The sequence below is a fragment of the Embleya sp. AB8 genome (assembly GCF_049739465.1).
In the GTDB taxonomy this organism is placed as follows: domain Bacteria; phylum Actinomycetota; class Actinomycetes; order Streptomycetales; family Streptomycetaceae; genus Embleya.
In genome coordinates this window covers 25761-43733 of sequence record NZ_JBMHHY010000026.1, presented here as the reverse complement: position 1 = coordinate 43733, position 17973 = coordinate 25761, and the positions used below count along the sequence as shown (strand labels likewise).

General features: G+C 67.9%; 18 protein-coding genes. 10 read left to right on the top strand and 8 right to left on the bottom strand.

Features of this window, described 5'->3' with window-relative positions; all coding sequences use genetic code 11:
• Positions 1-117: 117 nt before the first annotated feature.
• Positions 118-462, bottom strand: a complete 345-nt coding sequence (locus ABIA38_RS33385; protein WP_424642653.1) for a Rieske (2Fe-2S) protein — start codon at positions 460-462, stop codon at positions 118-120.
• Positions 463-660: 198 nt separating this feature from the next.
• Between ABIA38_RS33385 and ABIA38_RS33380 the strand changes: the two genes are divergently transcribed.
• Entirely contained in the window at positions 661-2226 is a 1566-nt protein-coding gene (locus tag ABIA38_RS33380; protein ID WP_424642652.1) for a class I adenylate-forming enzyme family protein, read from the top strand.
• Positions 2227-2304: 78 nt separating this feature from the next.
• Here the strand turns inward: ABIA38_RS33380 and ABIA38_RS33375 are convergent, their stop codons facing one another.
• Entirely contained in the window at positions 2305-2919 is a 615-nt protein-coding gene (locus tag ABIA38_RS33375) for a cysteine hydrolase (protein WP_424642651.1), read from the bottom strand.
• Between the two features lie 99 nt (positions 2920-3018).
• Between ABIA38_RS33375 and ABIA38_RS33370 the strand changes: the two genes are divergently transcribed.
• The 4 genes from ABIA38_RS33370 (at position 3019) to ABIA38_RS33355 (ending at position 7902) form a co-directional block, all read left to right on the top strand.
• Positions 3019-4275 carry an amidohydrolase family protein gene (locus ABIA38_RS33370; RefSeq protein WP_424642650.1) on the top strand — a complete coding sequence of 419 codons (1257 nt, stop codon included), beginning with the start codon at positions 3019-3021 and terminating at the stop codon, positions 4273-4275.
• A 227-nt stretch (positions 4276-4502) separates the two neighbouring features.
• On the top strand, positions 4503-5417 hold the full coding sequence (locus ABIA38_RS33365; RefSeq protein ID WP_424642649.1) for an SDR family oxidoreductase: 915 nt from the start codon (positions 4503-4505) through the stop codon (positions 5415-5417).
• A 94-nt stretch (positions 5418-5511) separates the two neighbouring features.
• On the top strand, positions 5512-6708 hold the full coding sequence (locus tag ABIA38_RS33360) for an acyl-CoA dehydrogenase (protein ID WP_424642648.1): 1197 nt from the start codon (positions 5512-5514) through the stop codon (positions 6706-6708).
• A 207-nt stretch (positions 6709-6915) separates the two neighbouring features.
• Complete coding sequence (locus ABIA38_RS33355; RefSeq protein ID WP_424642647.1) at positions 6916-7902, top strand: acyl-CoA dehydrogenase family protein; 987 nt, start codon at positions 6916-6918, stop codon at positions 7900-7902.
• Positions 7903-7972: 70 nt separating this feature from the next.
• On the opposite strand, the gene ABIA38_RS33350 is transcribed toward ABIA38_RS33355, so the two are convergent.
• From ABIA38_RS33350 to ABIA38_RS33340, 3 genes are all read right to left on the bottom strand, one after another.
• Entirely contained in the window at positions 7973-8785 is an 813-nt protein-coding gene (locus tag ABIA38_RS33350) for a class I SAM-dependent methyltransferase (protein WP_424642646.1), read from the bottom strand.
• Positions 8786-8866: 81 nt separating this feature from the next.
• Positions 8867-10990: an MMPL family transporter gene (locus ABIA38_RS33345; RefSeq protein WP_424642645.1), complete on the bottom strand. Its 2124-nt coding sequence runs from the start codon at positions 10988-10990 to the stop codon at positions 8867-8869.
• Positions 10991-11185: 195 nt separating this feature from the next.
• Positions 11186-11830, bottom strand: a complete 645-nt coding sequence (locus ABIA38_RS33340) for a helix-turn-helix domain-containing protein (protein ID WP_424642644.1) — start codon at positions 11828-11830, stop codon at positions 11186-11188.
• Positions 11831-12147: 317 nt separating this feature from the next.
• Here ABIA38_RS33340 and ABIA38_RS33335 point away from each other — a divergent pair, with 317 nt between their 5' ends.
• Both ABIA38_RS33335 and ABIA38_RS33330 read left to right on the top strand, forming a co-directional pair.
• Positions 12148-12927, top strand: coding sequence for an SDR family NAD(P)-dependent oxidoreductase (locus ABIA38_RS33335; protein WP_424642643.1), 780 nt, complete (start codon positions 12148-12150; stop codon positions 12925-12927).
• 414 nt (positions 12928-13341) lie between these two features.
• Positions 13342-13845 carry a cupin domain-containing protein gene (locus ABIA38_RS33330; RefSeq protein WP_424642642.1) on the top strand — a complete coding sequence of 168 codons (504 nt, stop codon included), beginning with the start codon at positions 13342-13344 and terminating at the stop codon, positions 13843-13845.
• 404 nt (positions 13846-14249) lie between these two features.
• Here ABIA38_RS33330 and ABIA38_RS33325 read toward each other — a convergent pair whose 3' ends face one another.
• Complete coding sequence (locus ABIA38_RS33325) at positions 14250-14678, bottom strand: hypothetical protein (protein WP_424642641.1); 429 nt, start codon at positions 14676-14678, stop codon at positions 14250-14252.
• A gap of 105 nt (positions 14679-14783) precedes the next feature.
• Positions 14784-15239, bottom strand: a complete 456-nt coding sequence (locus ABIA38_RS33320; protein ID WP_424642640.1) for an ATP-binding protein — start codon at positions 15237-15239, stop codon at positions 14784-14786.
• A 301-nt stretch (positions 15240-15540) separates the two neighbouring features.
• On the opposite strand from ABIA38_RS33320, the gene ABIA38_RS33315 reads away from it, so the two are divergent.
• The 3 genes from ABIA38_RS33315 to ABIA38_RS33305 all read left to right on the top strand — a co-directional run bounded on the left by ABIA38_RS33315 (position 15541) and on the right by ABIA38_RS33305 (position 17070).
• Positions 15541-16410 carry a helix-turn-helix domain-containing protein gene (locus ABIA38_RS33315; protein ID WP_424642639.1) on the top strand — a complete coding sequence of 290 codons (870 nt, stop codon included), beginning with the start codon at positions 15541-15543 and terminating at the stop codon, positions 16408-16410.
• Positions 16407-16598 carry a DUF397 domain-containing protein gene (locus tag ABIA38_RS33310; protein ID WP_424642638.1) on the top strand — a complete coding sequence of 64 codons (192 nt, stop codon included), beginning with the start codon at positions 16407-16409 and terminating at the stop codon, positions 16596-16598. Before ABIA38_RS33315 ends, ABIA38_RS33310 begins: the two co-directional genes overlap by 4 nt.
• Positions 16599-16887: 289 nt before the next feature.
• Complete coding sequence (locus tag ABIA38_RS33305; protein WP_424642756.1) at positions 16888-17070, top strand: DUF397 domain-containing protein; 183 nt, start codon at positions 16888-16890, stop codon at positions 17068-17070.
• A 388-nt stretch (positions 17071-17458) separates the two neighbouring features.
• Here the strand turns inward: ABIA38_RS33305 and ABIA38_RS33300 are convergent, their stop codons facing one another.
• Complete coding sequence (locus ABIA38_RS33300) at positions 17459-17914, bottom strand: MarR family winged helix-turn-helix transcriptional regulator (RefSeq protein WP_424642637.1); 456 nt, start codon at positions 17912-17914, stop codon at positions 17459-17461.
• Positions 17915-17973 lie beyond the last annotated feature (59 nt).

The window sequence follows — 17973 nt, the reverse complement described above, 5'->3', positions numbered from 1 at the left end:
GGTGAAGTGGGTTGGGTGGGGTGCTTGCGTTGCCTTGGGAGTTGGTTCCGTTGGAGTGGCCTCGGGCGCCGGATGGGCTGTTGGTCGGGCTGGGGTGGTCTTGAGTGTCGGGTGGGGTCAGTGGGGTTTGTGGGTGGGGGTTGGGGTTATGTAGATCAGGCCGTTTTGGAGCCAGGCCTTGTAGGTGCGTAGCTTTCGGCAGTTGAGGGTGCCGACGGAGCGGCCCGTGGCTACGTCGAAGGTGGCTTTGTGGGCCGGGCAGGTCAGGTGTTCGCCGGTCAGGGTGCCTCTGGAGAGGATTGCGCCGGCGTGGGGGCAGCGGTCTTCGAAGACGTGGATCGTGTCGCCGTGGCGGAGTGCGGCGATGGGTGGGCTGGTGCTCACTCGTTTGGGGATGGAATCGGGGAAGTTCTCCACCGGGCCGAGGCACACTGGTGGGCGCTGTCGGCGGAATGGCGACATGTTGCCCCCGTGGGGTAGGCGGTAGCGCCCCAGGTTAGGCAGTCCTGCCTTGCTTGGCCAGGGTGGTTGTGATGCGCGTGACCGTGTGAAGGGTTTCTTTCGGCAGCGATTCTGACGTACCGTCAGGTCAGCGTCTGGGCTTGGCTTCGCCGTGCCCCGGTGCGGCATTCTCGCCCCGGCTTCCCGCGCGGAGGACACGTGTCTGACCCGATCTACGACGCCACCACTCTCTGGGAGCTGGTGGAGCGCCGCGCGGCGGCAACTCCCGATGTACCCATGTTGCTCGACCCGGAGGACCGCAGGGTCACCTTCGGTGAGTTCAAGGCGTGGGCGGAGCGGGTGGCCGCGGGCTATCACGCGCTCGGCGTCACCGCAGGCACCCGGGTGACCTGGCAGTTGACCACGCGGATCGAGTCCATCGTGGTGTCGTTCGCGCTGGCGCGGTTGGGTGCGGTGCAGAATCCGATCATTCCCTTCTATCGGGAGAAGGAGGTCGGGTTTTGTTTGCGGCAGACCGAGGCGGAGTTCTTTTTGTGTCCGCGTAGTTGGAAGGGCTTTGATTTTCTGGGGATGGGGGAGGCGCTGGCGAAGGATTCGGCCGCTCCGCCGACGGTTCTGGTGGCGTACGACGAGTTGCCGGAGGGGGATCCGGCCGGGTTGCCGGCGGCGCCGACGGATGGGGACGAGGTGCGTTGGCTTTACTACACCTCGGGTACGACGTCCGATCCGAAGGGTGTTCAGCACAGCGACTCGACCCTGCTCGCGGGGGGCAAGGGCCTGGCCGTCGCGCTTGACATGTCGCAGTCCGATGTCGGGTCCATAGCGTTTCCGTACGCGCATATTGCCGGGCCGGATTATATTGTCACGGTGCTCGCCTCCGGATTTCCGGCGGTGATTGTGGAGAACTTCGATCCGGCTGGGGTGGTGCCGGTTTATCGGCGCCTTGGTGTCACGATGGTGGGTGGGTCCACCGCGTTTTATGTGGCGTTTTTGAATGAGCAGCGGAAGCAGCCGGGGGAGAAGATCATTCCGACGCTGCGGATTGTTTCCGGTGGGGGTGCGCCCAAGCCGCCGGAGTTGGTTGCCGAGGTGCGGGACGAGATGCGGGCGATTTTGTGCCACGGGTACGGGATGACCGAGGTGCCGATGATCGCCCAGGGCGGGCCGCACGACTCGGAGGATCAGCGCTCGTTCACCGAGGGCAAGCCGGTCAGTGGCATCGAGGTGCGGATCGCCCGGGCCGACGGGACCGTCGCCGACACCGGTGAGGAGGGCGAGGTACGGCTGCGTGGGCCGATGGTGTTCAAGGGGTACACCGACCCGGCGCTCACCGCCGAGGCGTTCGACGAGGACGGCTTCTTCCGGACCGGCGACCTGGGCCGACTGCGCGCCGATGGGCATCTCTCGCTGACCGGGCGGCTCAAGGATGTGATCATCCGCAAGGGGGAGAACATCTCCGCGCGGGAGATCGAGGACCTGTTGTTCGCCCATCCGAAGGTCGCCGACGCGGCGGTGATCGGGTTGGTCGATCGGGAGCGTGGCGAGCGGGTGTGCGCCGTGGTGGAGCGGCAACCGGGGGAAGCGGACCTGGAGTTCGTCGAGCTGGTCGAGTATCTGCGGGCCGCCGGGTTGATGACGCAGAAGATTCCCGAGCAGTTGGAACTGGTCGACGCACTGCCGCGGAACGAGACCTTGCGGAAGGTGTTGAAGTTCAAGCTGCGGGAGGAGTACGACCGGAAGCCCTGGGCTCCGTACGGGCACTGACGGTTGGTCAGTTGGAATACGCTTGTTGTTTAGGCTTGTTGACGCCCCATCACCTCGTTGGTGACGGGGCGTCAGGGTTTAGGTCCAGGCGGTCAGTACGTCGTCCACCGTGGTGAGTGTGGCGATGGCGTTGAAGGTGTTCGCGAGGACCGCTTCGGCGTATTCGGGAGGGAATCCGGCCACCGCCTCTCGTGGCATGACGAACCGGAAGCCGGCGTTGACCGCGTCCATCGCGAAGTTGAGCATCCCGACGTTGAGCGAGACGCCGACGCCGACGATCGTGCGTACGCCCAGGTTGCGCAGGATGGCGGCCAGTCCGGTGTCGGCCATCGGACCGAGCCCGTGATAGCGGGAAAGCACCAGGTCGGAGGGCTCGACGGTGATTCCGTCGGCCACCGCGGCGGCGGGTGAGCCGGGGGTCAGGAGGACCGGTGCCTTGGCCGCGGCGCCGAACATCCGGGCGTTGGTATTCGCGCCCAGGCCGTCCGGACGGCGGACGGCGAGGCAGTGCACGACCGGGAGTTCGGCCCGACGGGCGGCCTTGGCGAGGCGGTCGACGGCCGGAATCAGGTCCCTGGTGTGCGCGGCGAGTGCGGGGAATACCGCGTCCGGGCCGATCACTCCGTTCTGGCATTCCTGGGTGATCAGCGCGGTGTGTCCGGGGGCGATCAGTTCTTCGAGACGTGGGGCCATCCGTGATTCTCCTGACGTTGAGTCAGCTTGTGGTTCCCTCGACCCAGAGATTACGCTAAATCTGACGGTCCATCAGATTTCAGTGAGCGGGAGGGGCCGATGAGCACCAACCAGCCCGGACAGGCTGCCACGCGGTCCGGAAACTCCTTCGGCGAACTGCCGAAGATCATCAGCGTGGACGACCATGTCATCGAACCGGCACACCTGTTCGAGCGCTGGTTGCCGAAGAAGTACCACGAGCGTGGCCCGAAGCCGGTCACCACGGGCATCGGCACGCTGGAGTACACCGGGGCGAGCTACAAGATCACCACCGACCCGGACGGCCCGCTCGCCGACTGGTGGTTCTACGAGGATCTGCGCTTTCCGTACAAGCGCAACATCGCCGCCGTCGGATTCAGCCGCGACGAGATGACGCTCGAGGGCATCACCCGCGGCGAGATGCGCCCCGGGCTGTACGACCCGGCCGAGCGGCTCAAGGACATGGACGTCAACCATGTCGAGGCCTCGCTGTGCTTCCCGACCTTCCCGCGTTTCTGCGGCCAGACCTTCTCGGAGGCCGCGGACAAGGAGGTCGCGCTCGCGTGCGTGCGCGCGTACAACGACTGGATGGTCGAGGAGTGGTGCGGCGACTCCGGTGGGCGGCTCATCCCGTTGATCATCATCCCGCTGTGGGATGTCCGGCTCGCGGTCGAGGAGGTCGAGCGCAATCGTGCGCGCGGGGTCACCGCCGTGTGCTTCTCCGAGATTCCGGCGTTTCTGGGGCTGCCCAGTATTCATACCGGGTATTGGGATCCGTTCTTCGAGATCTGCGCCGACTTGGGCGTGACGATCAATATGCACATCGGGTCCTCGTCGACGATGCCGGCCGCGTCGCCCGATGCGCCGGCGGCGGTACAGGCGTCGCTGAGCTTCAACAATGCGATGGCCTCGATGGCCGACTTCATCTTCGCGGGGATTCCGGCTCGGTTCCCGAAGATCAAACTGGCCTACTCCGAGGGGCAGATGGGCTGGATTCCGTACGCCCTGGAGCGAATGGACGACGTCTGGCTGGAGCACCGCGCGTGGGCGGTCACGGGTGAGGTGTTGCCCGAGGCACCGTCGTACTACTTCCGGCGGAACATGTTCGCGTGTTTCTTCCGGGATCGGCACGGGGTGAACTCGCTGGACGTGATCGGCGAGGACAACGTGACGTTCGAGACGGATTATCCGCACGTGGATTCGACGTGGCCGGATACGAAGAAGATTGCCGAGGAGCATCTCGCGGGGCTGAGTGCGGAGACGGTCTACAAGATCATCCGGGGGAATGCGATTCGGATGCTCGATGTGGATTTCGATCGGGATCGGGTCGGTGCGTGAGCACACCGCGCCGGCACTGAAGCCTGCATGCACGCCGGGTGGCTGATCGTTTGGCGATTGCGGGCATGGCGCTCCGCTCTCGGAGCCGGCTCCCGATCGGTACGGACGCGGCGCGGGGCCACGGTGGTGGTTTGCGCGGTGCGGTGGCACGGAGCGGCTCGTCGACATCTCGGCGGGCCGCTTCCAAGGTATTTCGACTCGTCGGCAGCACACCGGAGGGGCCTGGAATGAGTGGGATCTGCGAGGGGCGCGTGGTCGTCGTCACCGGTGCCGGCGGCGGTATCGGGCGTGAACACGCGCTGGCATTCGCCCGGGAGGGCGCATACGTGGTGGTCAACGACATCGGCGCCTCGCGCCAGGGCGACGGGCGCTCGCTCGGCCCGGCCCAGCAGGTGGTGGCCGACATCGAGGCGCTCGGCGGCCGGGCGGTGCTCAACGCGGACGACGTCGCGGACTGGGCGGGCGCGGAGCGCCTGGTACGGACGGCCGTTGAGGCGTTCGGCCGGTTGGACGTGGTGGTGAACAACGCGGGCTTCCTGCGCGACCGGATGCTGGTCTCGTTGGGTGAGGACGAGTTCGACGCCGTCGTGCGAGTGCATCTGAAGGGGCACTTCGCGGTGATGCGGCACGCGGGCGCGTACTGGCGCGCGCAGGCCAAGGCGGGCCACACGGTCGACGCGCGGCTGATCAACACCACGTCGGGCGCGGGGCTGATGGGCTCGGTCGGGCAGGGGAACTATGCCGCGGCCAAGGCCGGCATCACGTGTCTGACCCAGATCGCGGCGGTGGAGATGGGCCGCTACGGGGTCACGGCCAATGCGATCGCGCCGGCCGCGCGTACGCGGATGACCGAGGAGGCGATGCCCGACCTGGTGAAGAAGCCCGAGGACGGCGGCTTCGACTTCTACGACCCGGCGAACGTCTCGCCGCTGGTGGTCTGGCTCGGCTCGGCCGAGTCGCGCGCGGTGACCGGGCGGGTGTTCGAGGTCGAGGGGGACAAGGTCTCGGTCGCGACGGGGTGGCAACACGGCCCGGAGGCGACGGCGGGGCGGCGCTGGGAGCCGAGTGAGTTGGGGCCGGTGGTGGCGAAGTTGCTCGATCAGGCTCCTGCGCCGACCCCGGTGTACGGGGCCGGGGGTTGAGCCGGACGGGTGGTTGATTTTTCGGCCGGTTGGTTTGTCTGTTCGCCGGTTGGTTCGTTTCCGGCTTTGGCCCTTCGACAGGGAGTCGAGAACCATGGATCTGCGGTACACCGAGGCCGAGGAGGGCTTTCGCGCGGAGTTGCGCGCGTGGCTCGATCAGGCCATCCCGCTGTTGCCCGCCAAGCCCGATCGCAACGATTGGCCGGGGCGGCGTGCCTATGACACGGCGTGGCAGCGGCTGCTGTTCGACGCCGGGTACGCGGGCCTGCACTGGTCGATCGAGGCCGGCGGCAAGGGGGCCACGCCGACCGAGCATCTGATCTTCCTGGAGGAGACCGAGCGGGCCGGTGCGCCCTACGTGGGCGCCAACTTCGTGGGTCTGCTGCACGCGGGTCCGACCATCGACGCGGCCGGGACGCAGGAGCAGCGGCGGCGGTATCTGCCGGGCATCCTGCGTGGGGACGACGTGTGGTGCCAGGGCTTTTCCGAGCCGGGTGCGGGTAGCGACCTGGCGTCGTTGCGGACCCGGGCGGTGCGGGACGGCGACGACTACGTGATCAACGGGTCCAAGATCTGGACCTCGCACGCCGAAGTGGCCGACTACTGCGAGATGTTGGTACGTACCGACCCGGACGCCCCCAAGCACAAGGGGATCACCTGGTTGATCGTGCCGATGGACGTGCCGGGGATCACGATCCGGCCGCTGGAGACGGTGATGGGCACCTCGGAGTTCGCCGAGGTGTTCTTCGACGATGTGCGGGTGCCGGTGGCGAACCGGGTCGGCGAGGAGAACGACGGCTGGCGGGTCACCATGGTGACGCTGTCGTTCGAGCGCGGTACCGCGTTCGTCAGCGAAGTGGTGGCCTGCCAGCGGTTGTTGCGCGAACTCGCGGCGCTGGCGAAGAAGATGAATCGGCGGCCTCGGGCAAGTGCGAGTGCCTGGGACGACGTTGCGTTGCGGCGCGAACTCGGCCATTTGACCGCAGAGTTCGAGGCGCTTTGGGCGTTGACGAAGTGGAACGTGTCCGAGGCGCAGCGGTCCGGGGTGCCGGGGGTCGGCGGCTCGGTGTTCAAGCTGCGGTTCTCGGAGACGAAGCAGAAGGTGTACGACCTGGCGCATCGGTTGCTGGGGCGGGCGGCTTTGGCCGTGGACGACGTTGCGGGCTTGCCGAGTGGGGCGTTGATGGACGAGCGGCTTTCGTCGTTGTCGTACACGATCGCGGCGGGGACGTCGCAGATTCAGCGCAACATCGTGGGGGAGCGGATTCTCGGGCTGCCGAAGGAGCGGTGATGGGGGGCTTGGGGCTTGGGGGTTCGGGCTGCGGTGGGGGTTCGGGGTGTTGGGCTTCGGGTGGGCCTCCGGGTGTTGAGCTTCCGGGCGTTGGACTTCCGGGCGTTGGACTTCCGGGCGTTGGACTTCCGGGCTTTTGGCTCCCGGATGTTGGGCTTCGGGCCATGGGTTTTCGGCTGAGTGAGGGCGGCGGGCATGGATTTTCAGTTGAGTGAGGATCAGCGCGATCTGCGGGCCGGCGTAAGGGAGTTCTGCGAGGGGCGGTTCGGCCGGGAGCGGATGCGGGTGTTGGTGGACGGTGCGCCGGGGGTGGCGCGGGTGCCTGGCATGGTGGATCGGGGGCTTTGGCGAGAGCTGGCCGATACCGGCTTCTTTGCGCTGCGGGTCGCGGAGGAAGCGGGCGGGGTCGGGCTCGGGGTGGCCGAGGCGGCGCTGGTGTACGAGGAGGCCGGGCGGGTGTTGTTGCCCGGGCCGTTGGTGGCCACGCATCTGGCGGCTTCGTTGCCGGCGGCGGTCGGGGCCGCGGCGGCTTCGGGTGACGCGGTGGTCGGGCTGGTCGAGGGTGACTCGTGGCCGTTGCTGGTGGAGCATCTGGATGCGCTGGATTGGTTGTTGGTGCTGACGGGTGAGGGTGTTCGGCTGGTTGATCCGGCGGAGGTGCGGGGTGAGCGGGTCGCGCATCCCGTGGATCCGTTTACGCCGGTGACGGCGGTGGACGAGCTGCCGGTGGGTGAGTTGGTGGCCGATGCTCTCGTTGCGGAGCAGTGGCGACGAATCGGAGCGGTGCTCACGGGGGCGCTTCAGCTGGGGATCGCCGGGCGGCTTACCGAGTTGGCCACGCATTATGCCAAGGAGCGGGAGCAGTTCGGGCGGGTGATCGGTGGGTTCCAGGCGGTCAAGCACCTGTGCGCGGAGATGTTGGTACGGACCGAGATCGCCCGGGCGGCGGTGTATGCGGCGGCCGTGACGCTGGATGATCCGGCGGTGGGGGACGCGGAGGTCGCGGTGCTGACGGCGAAGGTGATGGGGGACGACGCGGCTACGCGGAATGGGAAGGACGCGACTCAGGTGCACGGGGGGATGGGCTTCACCTGGGAGGTGGATGTGCATCTGTTCTTGAAGCGGGCCTGGGTGCACTCGACGCAGTTCGGGTTTGCGGAGGAGAACGAGGAGGCGTTGGCGGGGAGCCTGTAGCGGGTCGCCCCACCCGCTGTGGCCACGCCCGGTGCGGGCGGCTTTCCGGACCGCAAGCGCCCGCACCGGCTCAGGGGTGCGCGGACCGCCGGATACGCATGATGTCGTGGTCGTGCCCGATGGCGAAGCCGGCGCCGTCCGGGTCGGCGAAGTGGGTCACTACGTACTGTTCGAGGTCCTTTCGGCTCGGCCGGGCAGTCCGCTCGGCCAGGTCCGGGACGTTCACCATGAACTCGGCCACCGCGAGGGTGTCGGCCGGGTTGTCGGCGCGGAAGCGGACGGGCAGGGTCTCGACCTCGCAGTGCTCGACGAGGTCCTCGTTGCCCGCCCGCAGCGCGTCCGCCGTCGCCGACAGATCGAAGCGAACGTCGTGGAAGTGCCGCACCATGCGCATGCACTCGTTGTTCGGATTCTGTAGTGCCAGGACGAGTTCGCCGCCCGGCCGGACCCAGCCCAGCAGACGTCGCACCGTGGGCAGCCACCGCGACTGCGGCAGGTAGTAGAGCATGTGCGAGCACAGCGCGAAATCGGCGAGGGCACCCGGGGTCGCCGTCTCGACGGGATCGCTCAGCACCTCCGCCTCCGGACAGGCGAGGCGGAGCGCGCGGCGCATGTAGGCGCTGGGCTCGATGGCGATCGTGCGCTCGAAGTAGCCGCCCACGTGCCGCGTGGTCGCCCCGGACCCGGCCCCGACGTCGAGGAACACCGCACGACGGGGCAACTGTTCGACCAGGGCGGTCAGTCGGGCGTGGGTCACCGCCTTTTCGTCGGAGCCGGCGAGGAAGAGTTCGAAGGCTCGGCGGTAGTCGTCGCCGGCGACGTCCAGGATCGGGATGGGGCCGGAGGGGTCCGACGGGTCGGTTTCGGCTGGTGGCAACGCCATGTCGGTTCGGCCTCCCGGCGAGGAACGTCTCCGCTGATCGTCGTGTCCGGCGGACCCCACGCTACGTGATCCTTGTCCCGCTCAGCCGGACACCGGGATCTTCGTGCGGGTCGTGGTCGGGACTCGGGGGCGGGTCGGCCACCAGAAGGTGTTGCCCGTGTCGAGGGCCAGGGCCGGCACCAGGATCGAGCGGACCAGGAAGGTGTCGATCAGCACGCCGATGGCTACCAGGGCGCCGATTTGGATGAAGGCGACCTGGGGGGCTCCGGTCAGGGCGGCGAACGTGGCGGCCAGGACCGCGCCGGCGCTGGTGATCACGCCGCCGGTGGCGGTCAGGCCGGCGAGTACCGCCTGGGTGTGGGTGCGGTGTTCGGATTCCTCGCGGATTCGGGAGATGAGGAAGATGTTGTAGTCGGCGCCCAAGGCGACCAGGAACAGGAAGCCGACCAGCATGATTTGCACGTCCATGGCCGGGAAGTCGAGGACGTGTTCGAAGAGTTGTCGGCTCAGGCCGAGGGCGGCGAGGTAGGAGAGCAGGACGGTCGCGGTCAGGAGCAGCGGGGCGACGAGGGCGCCGCGGAGGAGTAGGACGAGGGTCAGGAATACGACGGCGATCACGAGTGGGATGACCGTGCGTCGGTCGTGGGCTTGGGCCTTGTCTTTGTCCGCGCCGGTTGCGGTGGGGCCGCCGACCAGGGCGTGGGCGCCCGGGACGGCGTGTACGGCGGATTTGATCGCGGTCAAGCGGGTGTTGGCGGCGTCGCTGTCGGAGGGGACGTCGAGTATCGCGCGTACCTCGACGAGTGTGCCGTCTGCGGAGTGGTTCGGGGGCTTGGACACCGGGGTTACGCCGGGGACGCGTTGCAGGGCCGTGGTGATTGCGTCGGCTGCTCCGGCGTCGGCGATGACGCGTACCGGGCGACTTTGCCCTGCCGGGAAGTGGGCGGCCAGGAGCCGTTGGCCGGCGATCGAGTCGGGCTTGCCGACGACGGTGTGCGCGTCGTCCAGGCCGGTCTTGACGCCGAGTGCGCCGAGGGCCAGTACGCCGAGCGCCAGGCTCGCGCCGACCCAGACCAGGCGCGGCCGACCGGCGATCCCGCGACCGAGGCGCGGCCAGATCGAGTGGCGGGCGGGCGGCTCGGCGCCGTGGCGCGGTACGACCGGCCAGAACACCCAGCGGCCGAGCACCACGAGCAGCGCCGGGAACAGGGTGGCGATCACCACGAAGCCACAGCCGACCGCGATCGCGCCGGCTGGGCCGAGCGTGTGGTTGAAGCCCATGTCGGCGGCGAGCAGGCACAACAATGCGACGGCGACCGTCGCGGCGGACCCGGCGATCGACGGCAGCGCGCGACGCAGCGCGACCCGCATCGCGGTGTACGGGCCGGCGTGCCGCAGCAGTTCCTCGCGGTAGCGGGCGAGCAGGAGCATCGCATAGTCCGTGCCGACGCCGAAGAGCAGCGCGGTGACGGTGATGGTGTTGCCGTCGTCGGCGGTCAGGTGGGCGAAGCGTTCCAGGAGGTGGCCGACGGCTCGGCTGAGCAGTAGGGCGACGCCGACGCAGAGCAGCGGTAGCAGCCACAGAACCGGGCTGCGGTAGGTGAACAGGAGCAGGACGGCGACCACGATTACGGTCACCAGGGTCAGCGTGTGGCCGGTGCTTTCGAGGGCGTCCGAGGCGTCGAGGGCGTTCCCGGCCGGGCCGGTCAGTCGTACGGTCAGCCCGTCCGGGAGGTCGGTGCGGGCCCGGTCGCGGACCTTGCGGGCCTCGTCGGCGGGTGTACGGCCGTCCCGGGCCTTGTTGTCGAGCGGTACGACCAGGGTGACCGCGGCGCCGTCGGTGGACCGGCCGGGGGCGGCGATCGGGCCGCGCGCGACGTCGGCGAGCGCGGCGCGGTCGGCCTCGACCTTGGCCAGGTCGGCGGGGCCGAGGCCGCCGGGGCGGGCGTAGACCAGGATGCCGTCCGCGAGCTTGCCGTCGGGGAAGCGGTCGGTCAGCTCGGCGACCTTCGTGGACTCGGCGCCGCGCGGGAGTTCGACGGTCGCGTCGTCGTGGGCCCGAGCCGAGCGTTGCGCCGACAGTGGGACGGCGATGGCGATCAGGATCAGCCAGCCGAGCAGTACCAGCCAGGCGCGGCGGTTGCCGCTCGCGGGCCCGGCCGATCGGCCGCGGGCATGGTCGATCGACTTGCCTGTACGGAACACGGGATGTTCTCCTCGTGGATGGATGGGCGCGCGCGTGAAGACACGTCCTCGCGGACGTGGGGTGCGGCCTCCGCCATCCGGGCCGTCGAGCTGCAACTCGACGGCCCGGAGTCGTTGGTGGGGCCGGGGTGGTGCCGGGGTGGCGCTGGGGTGGCGCTGGGTGGGGTTCGGTTCGGTCGGTTCGGTTCGGTTCGGTCAGGTGTTGGTAGGGGGCTCGTCCTGGGCGGACGGGGTCTCTGGTGCGGCTTTTGGTGCGCGCTCCGGTGCGGGCTCGGAGGGCTCCGGGTAGGCGAAGAAGCGGGTCAGTACGGTGCGGGCCTCGGGTGGGGTGTCCTCGGAGGCGCGTTTGTAGCGGTAGAGCAGGGCGATGTACTCCTCGAAGAATTCGAGGAGTTCGTCGAAGGTCACGTTGATCTCGCTGTGCGAGAACGGCACCGCGTCGGCCCAATCGCCGGGCAGGTCGGTGCCCTCGATCCGTAGCCGGGCCAGTTGTTCGAGGTCGGCGGCGAGGTCGAGGCGGGTCATCTCGTCGAAGACGGCCCGCATTTCGGTGGTCTGTGCACTGCGCGGCGGAAAGCGGCGGTCCGTTTTGATCGCGCGCCACCAGCGTTCGCGGCCCTTGGCGAGTTCGGGCGCCTCCTCGATGAAGCCGTGCTGGGCCAACTGCCGCAGGTGGTAGCTCGCCAGCCCGCTGCTCAGGCCCAGGGCGCGGCCCAGGGTGGTCGAGGTGGCGGGGCCGTCGCGCAGCGCCCTGGCGATCCGGTAGCGCAGGGGGTGCGCGAGTAGGCGCAGCGCGTCCAGGTCGGTGATCTCCTGGCGCTCGGGCTGTGGCGTGGTCACGTATCGAGCTTATGGGGCTGGGGGGAAGTTGCAAAGAAGCTTTGCAAAGGGATTTTGCATGGGAGGGGGGATGGAGGGGGTCGGTTCGACGGGCGGGCCGGCGGGCGGGCGGGCGGGTGAGTGGGTGTGCGTGCCTGCTGTGGGCTGCGCGGTTCGGGGGTGGCCGGACTGGCCGGAGCGGCGGGCCGAGATTCAGGGGGGCTTCGGGTTCGCGCGTTGTGGCGATGACCTGGGCGGATCCATTGACAGGTGTGGGGTCTGCGGATATTCCTGACTGATCGTCAGATCAGTGTGGGTCGCACAGCAGGGAGCCAGTCGTGGAACACGATTTCGCGGGTCGAGCCGGGGCGGTCGTGGTCGTCGGGGCCGGGGGCGGGATCGGTGCGGCGATCTGTCGGATGTTCGCCGCGCGCGGGGCGGACCTGGCGGTGACGTATCGGAACGGGGCCGCGGCGACCGAGGCGGTGGCCGAGGAGGCGCGGACCGAGTACGGCCGGCGGGCGCGCGCGTGGCGGGTCGATCTGACGGACGCGGGCGCCGTGGCCGAGTTCGTGGCTGCGGCGGCGGTGGAGTTCGGCGGGGTGCATACCGTGGTGTACGCGTCCGGGCCGCATGTACCGATGCTGCATCTGAGTCGAGTGACGCCGGCCCAGTATCGCGAGCAACTCGACGGCGACGCCGCCGCGTTCTTCAACCTGGTGCACCCGGCGCTGCCGCATCTGCGCGCGGCGGGCAACGGCAGCCTGGTCGCGGTCACCACGGCGGCCACGAGTCGGTTTCCGGTGCGGGACGGCTTGTCGTCCTGTACGAAGAGCGCGGTCGAGGCGATCGTGCGCGGGATCGCGGCGGAGGAGGGGCGGTTCGGGGTGCGGGCGAACAGCGTCGGGCCCGGGATGCTCACCGACGGGATGGCGGCGCGGCTGATCGACAGCGGCGACCTGGACGAGCGCGCGTTGGACGTGGCGCGCGGCAACATCCCGTTGCGGCGGTTCGGGCGCGCGGCGGACATCGCCGAGGCGGTCTGCTTCCTGGCTTCCGACCGGGCGGGTTTCATCAGCGGGCAGAAGTTGGATGTGGATGGTGGGTACGGGGTTTGACGGATCGTCATATCCGGGAACCCGGATTGCGACGCGCCGTGCGAAGCGCTTTGCGAGGCGCTTTCCACTCGGCCAGTACCGACCCGGCATCGCGGGCAGGCTGAGCACGATCGGGTTCCGCGCGCACGTCCAGCCGGGCGATCGAGTGGCTGAAAGCGCCCGTGATGTGGGCTGCTTCGCACCGTGGCGTAGGTCGGGTCGGCGGCGCGTGCGGAGGTGGGGGCGGGCGCCGGTCTCGGTGGAATTGACCCATCGAAATGGCAGTGGAATGCACCCCTTGGTGGGTCTATCGCGGGCTTAGATTTGTCCTTGTCAGCACGACGGCGACCGGCACGAAGCCGGTGAACCGGTAGGCCGGTGAGCCGGTGAGCCGGTAGGCCGGTAGGCCGGTAGCCACAGTCAAGGAGAGCCCGCATGAACGCCAGCACCCAGCAGCCGCAGAGCCCCGTTCTCGTCCGCGCCGCGAACGCCGAGAACATCCAGGACGGTGCGCTCAGCCTGATCACCCTGCTCGCCGACTCCGGCGCCACCGGCGGCGCGCTGACCGCGAACAAGGCCACCTTCAAGAAGGGCTCGCCCGGGGCGCCGGCGCACTTCCACACCAAGGCGACCGAGATGTTCCTGGTGCTGGAGGGCGAGATGCGGATCCTGCTCGACGACAAGATCGTGAACCTGGGTACCGGCGACTTCCTGACCGTCCCGCCGACCGTGCCGCACGCGTTCGCGCCGGCTCCGGGCGTCGAGGCCGAGATGCTCGTGGTGTTCACCCCCGGCATGGACCGCTTCGACTACTACCGCCTGCTGGAGCGTGTGTACCGCGGCGAGGCCACCATCCAGGACATCCGGGACAGCTCCGAGCAGTACGACAACCACTACTTCGACAGCCCGGTCTGGAAGCAGGCGCTGGCGGAGGGCTGATTGCCGAGGATGGCCCGGCCCTGGTGGTGCGGCCGGGCTTCCGCGTGGCGGACGAGGAACCGGGCGCGGGGGTGGTACGGATTCGGCCGCGTGGCGGACTTGCCTCCCGGCTGTGGAGCCGCCGGGCCGCCCGGGCCACCGGCCGCCGGTGCGACCTTGCGGTGGCGCTGTGGCCGACTTGCGGATGGCTTGCGTGCGTGTGCGCTTGGCGGTTGAGGTCGGCTTGTCGTCCCGAGACTGCCGCGCGGGTATCCGCGGTGGTTGGGCTTCGATGTGGTCGGTATCGGGCGAACTGTTGTGTGCTCGAGTCCAGTTGGGCTGTCTTGGGCTTCAGGGTGATGTGTCCGATGCGCCGACTTGATGGGTCGGATGGCGAGATGGATGGTGACCGGTTCGAGGGTGGGTCAGAGGGCTCGGGCCGCTTCTTGGATCGCGCGCCGGACGCAGCGCAGGGTGCATGGGGTTCGGGTGTCGTCGTCGGGTGGTGCCACGAGCCAGATGAGGGGGTCGCCGGGGAGGGCGTTCGGTTGGGGGATGGTGATCCAGGAGCCGTGGCCGTGATGGCGGGGGCCGGTTCGGCGTTCGCGGGTCGGGAGGGTGTGGGTGGCGTCGGGCGGTACGAGGAAGCCGATTCGGCGGTGGCGGCGGTCGAAGATGACCGGGCCGGGGTCGATGCCGCGTGCGCGCAGGACGTCGAGGGTGGCGCGGCCGAGGCGTTCGTCGACTTCGATCACGTCGAACGTTTCGCCGGCGGCGGCGAGGTAGGGGGCGTAAGGATTGCGGTTGGGGGGATCGGCGGCTGCGACCCGGGTGGGCTTCAGCAGGTAGTGCATGGCGAATGAACTCCTTTTTGCATGAAGGGAGTTGGGGTGTGAGTTGGGACTGCCCTGCTCCCGTGTCGGCAGGGAGTGAGCCCGGTCCCGTGTGTGGCGTGTGGTTCAGAAGAGTGACGGCTGCTCGCCGATGGGCACCTGGGTCGGGCATTCGGCGGCGACCTCGATCCAGGCGGAGACGAGCTTGCCGGTGGCCGTGCGAGACCAGGTGAATCCGGCCGCGTCGGTCTGTACGAGGGCGAGGCCCCGGCCGCTTCGGGCGTCGAGCGGAACGTCCGCGAGCGCCCGCAGTTTGGGGCAGGGCGAGGGCAGGTAGTCCCACACCGCGATGTCGAGTTGCCGGCCGCAGAGGGTCAGGATCACCGTGAACTCGGCGCGCGTGGCGGCCCGTTGCGCGTGTCGCACCGCGTTGGTCGCCAACTCGGTGGCAATCAGCGCGGCCGAGTCGGTGGCATGAGCGGGGATCCGCCGATCCGCACAAAACCGCCGCACGCAATCACGCGCGAGCTTCACGGAGATGTCGGTCAGCGGGAAGTCCCGTTTGAGGGTGGTCGGCAGCATGGTGACTCCCATGTGACGCCGGGATGGTGGATGCAGTTTTCTGGTGGCGGGTGGGCGGGCTCTTGGCGGCCGAACCCGGCGAAGGGATTGCGGTACGCCAGTCGTGCGCCGTCCCGGCAGGGCGCTGGGCTGCGTGGAGAGCGGCGTGAGCATGCCCACTGAGTGGGTTAGTAGAATCACTGTAGGTGATCTGCCAGATACCGTCCTCTCTTTCTGGCAATTTGGCAAGTCTGCTTGGTAGGCCCGCTGGGCGCCTCGCGGTACGAGGGTGTGCCGTAGCAGACTGGGGCCGGGAGGTTCGATGTTGCTGACGCTGGAGAAGCGCCAACTTGCCGACGAGCTCAAGATGTTGCGGAAGAAGTCGGCGCTCACCGGGAAGCAGGTGGCTGAGGCGCTCGGAGTGTCGGAGCCGTTGGTGAACCGCATGGAGAATGCCAAGCGGGCCGTCAACAACGACAACCTGACGAAGCTGCTCGACCTGTACCGAGTCCAGGGGGATGAGCGGAAACGGCTCGTCGACCTGTTCGAGCGCAGTGTTCGGGACGAGCCTGGCGATGGGCATTGGTGGAGTGAGTTCGAGAACGAGATCAGCGCTTCGTATCGCGATTACATCGAGTTGGAGCATGCCGCTGCGGCCGTCGTCGAGTACCAGCCTCAGGGACTGAACGGTCTCGTGCAGACCGAAGAGTATGCGTACGCTTTGACTGCGGCTTGGGGTATGCAGGACGAAGATCGTCTGGAAGCTCATGCCACGGTGCGTGTGAAGCGAAGCCAGAGCAGGATTTTTGGTCCCGAACGGCTGCACTTCACGGGCTTCTTCACCGAGTCGGCCCTGCATATGCATGTCAAAAGCAGGGCCACCATGATCGAGCAGTTCGATCACCTTGTGCGGATCGGGCGGTTCGAAAATGTGGAGCTACATATGATCCCTTTCGAAACGCTGGCTACGGCAACGCTGGGATCCGGGTTCACGGTGTTCCAGTTCGACGCCATCAACGCTCCGAAGATCTTGGTTCAGGATGCGGTCGTCGGTCGGCGGTCCATCAGTGAAGAGCCTCGTGATCTGCGGGAAATCGATCGTCACGTCAAGCGTCTGAAGCGAGCCGCGCTCTCGGCTCAAGACACCTTGGCATTCGTTGAGAAGCACATCCGAAAACTGGAGAGCAGATGAGCGTCGCGCGCAAATCCGAGTCGATAGGCGCTTTCAGGAAGGCTTCTTACTCCAATGCGGATCACGCCTGCGTGGAGGCTGCCCTGGCTGGGCGCTACGTTGTCGCACGCGACTCGAAGTTTGTCCGGGGCCCTGTCTTCGCGTTCAGCGGAAGTGCATGGGAGACGTTTCTCGGTGCGTTTAAGTAGCGTGAACTGAATGCTTCTATTTCGAAGGGATTTCTACTCTCCGGCTGCATGCTCCGGCAACGTTTCGAAGCCTCCCGTGTGGGTCTATATGTGATCTTGGTTTAAGGGTCCCCAAGGATCTTCGGTAGCGGTATCGTCACGTACGGAACAAACTTGGCGTGGCCATCGACGTGAGTGAAGCGTGATGAGGACGTTCAGTCGGGCGCCTGCCGGGGCTTTCGTCCATGTGCGTGAGTGATGGCAATGCGGCGAGTTGCACTTCATCGGTGCGCAGGATTTTGGGGGAACCGTGGCCAAAAAAGCCGGGAAGCTTCAGTGGCGCAAGTCCAGCCGAAGTGTGGATGACGGGTCGTGTGTCGAGATCGCGCCGGCCGCTGCGGAGGTTGCGGCGCGGGACTCGAAGGTTCCTGAGGGGTCGAACATCGGCTTTGGCAAAGGACAATGGGCTGACTTCTTGGCTTCGCTGCGATAGCTCCGCGGCCAGTCAGGTACCCGGCTCGTGGGTCTGGGCTTGCCACTCGACTCGTACGGCGTCGATGAGACGGATGACCTGTACATCACGCGCGCGAAGCGTGTCGTTCAGCGTGTTCGCCACGCGGGGCTGGACGCCCAGCAATCGCTTCGAAAGAGCCGGTGAGCGAAGTGCTCGCCACCCGTTGGCTTGGACCGTAACTTGCCGGCCTCGGCCTCCGGTGTGGGCTGCATGCCGGGCGCTGTCGGTTCAAGGAACCCGGACACCAGTCGATAGGCACAGCCGCGCGCACAGTCCAAGGCATCCTCGGGGGGCTCGCGAAGCCGCCGGTGGGCCGGCTCCTGTCCTCGAACGGGTCGGAGCCGGCCGGGTAGTGGGCGCGGAAGTGTCAGGCGTTGGTCGAGTCGACGTGGTTGATGGGCGCGCCCAGTAGTTCACTCGCCGACCGGTGGATCTTCGCCAGCGCGCTCAAGAGGGCCTCTCGTTCGGTTTCGGTGAGGTTCGCGGTGACCTTCTCCTCCATGAATCGCCGTTCCGCCTCGACCGGTTCCTGCAGCGCACGCCCCGCGTCGGTGAGCCAGAGCCGTACGAGGCGGTTGTCCCGGTCGTCGCGGCTGCGCGTCAGCAGTCCGGCGGTGGTCATCCGAGTGGCCATCTTGACGACGGTGGGCGTCGTGACGTTCAGGGCGGCGGCGACCTCGCCTGGTGTGCTTCCGTCCTGTTCCCACAGAGCCGCGAGCAGGAGGTTCTGTCCCAGGTGCAGCCCATGGCGCCGCATGGCGCCCTCGGCCAGGGCCCGGAGCACCTTGGACGTTCGGCCGTGCAGGTCCAGGAACTCGGGCATCGCGGCCTCCGGTGGATGTGCGGAACCAGCCGATCAGGCCGCCGGCAAGGTCGATTGAC

Excerpts from the sequence above, each read along its gene's own strand:
- ABIA38_RS33385 (WP_424642653.1), bottom strand. The coding sequence starts at position 462 with ATGTCGCCATTCCGCCGACAGCGCCCACCAGTGTGCCTCGGCCCGGTG.
- ABIA38_RS33375 (WP_424642651.1), bottom strand. The coding sequence starts at position 2,919 with ATGGCCCCACGTCTCGAAGAACTGATCGCCCCCGGACACACCGCGCTG.
- ABIA38_RS33370 (WP_424642650.1), top strand. The coding sequence starts at position 3,019 with ATGAGCACCAACCAGCCCGGACAGGCTGCCACGCGGTCCGGAAACTCC.
- ABIA38_RS33365 (WP_424642649.1), top strand. The coding sequence starts at position 4,503 with ATGAGTGGGATCTGCGAGGGGCGCGTGGTCGTCGTCACCGGTGCCGGC.
- ABIA38_RS33360 (WP_424642648.1), top strand. The coding sequence starts at position 5,512 with ATGGATCTGCGGTACACCGAGGCCGAGGAGGGCTTTCGCGCGGAGTTG.
- ABIA38_RS33350 (WP_424642646.1), bottom strand. The coding sequence starts at position 8,785 with ATGGCGTTGCCACCAGCCGAAACCGACCCGTCGGACCCCTCCGGCCCC.
- ABIA38_RS33330 (WP_424642642.1), top strand. The coding sequence starts at position 13,342 with ATGAACGCCAGCACCCAGCAGCCGCAGAGCCCCGTTCTCGTCCGCGCC.
- ABIA38_RS33325 (WP_424642641.1), bottom strand. The coding sequence starts at position 14,678 with ATGCACTACCTGCTGAAGCCCACCCGGGTCGCAGCCGCCGATCCCCCC.
- ABIA38_RS33320 (WP_424642640.1), bottom strand. The coding sequence starts at position 15,239 with ATGCTGCCGACCACCCTCAAACGGGACTTCCCGCTGACCGACATCTCC.
- ABIA38_RS33315 (WP_424642639.1), top strand. The coding sequence starts at position 15,541 with ATGTTGCTGACGCTGGAGAAGCGCCAACTTGCCGACGAGCTCAAGATG.
- ABIA38_RS33310 (WP_424642638.1), top strand. The coding sequence starts at position 16,407 with ATGAGCGTCGCGCGCAAATCCGAGTCGATAGGCGCTTTCAGGAAGGCT.
- ABIA38_RS33300 (WP_424642637.1), bottom strand. The coding sequence starts at position 17,914 with ATGCCCGAGTTCCTGGACCTGCACGGCCGAACGTCCAAGGTGCTCCGG.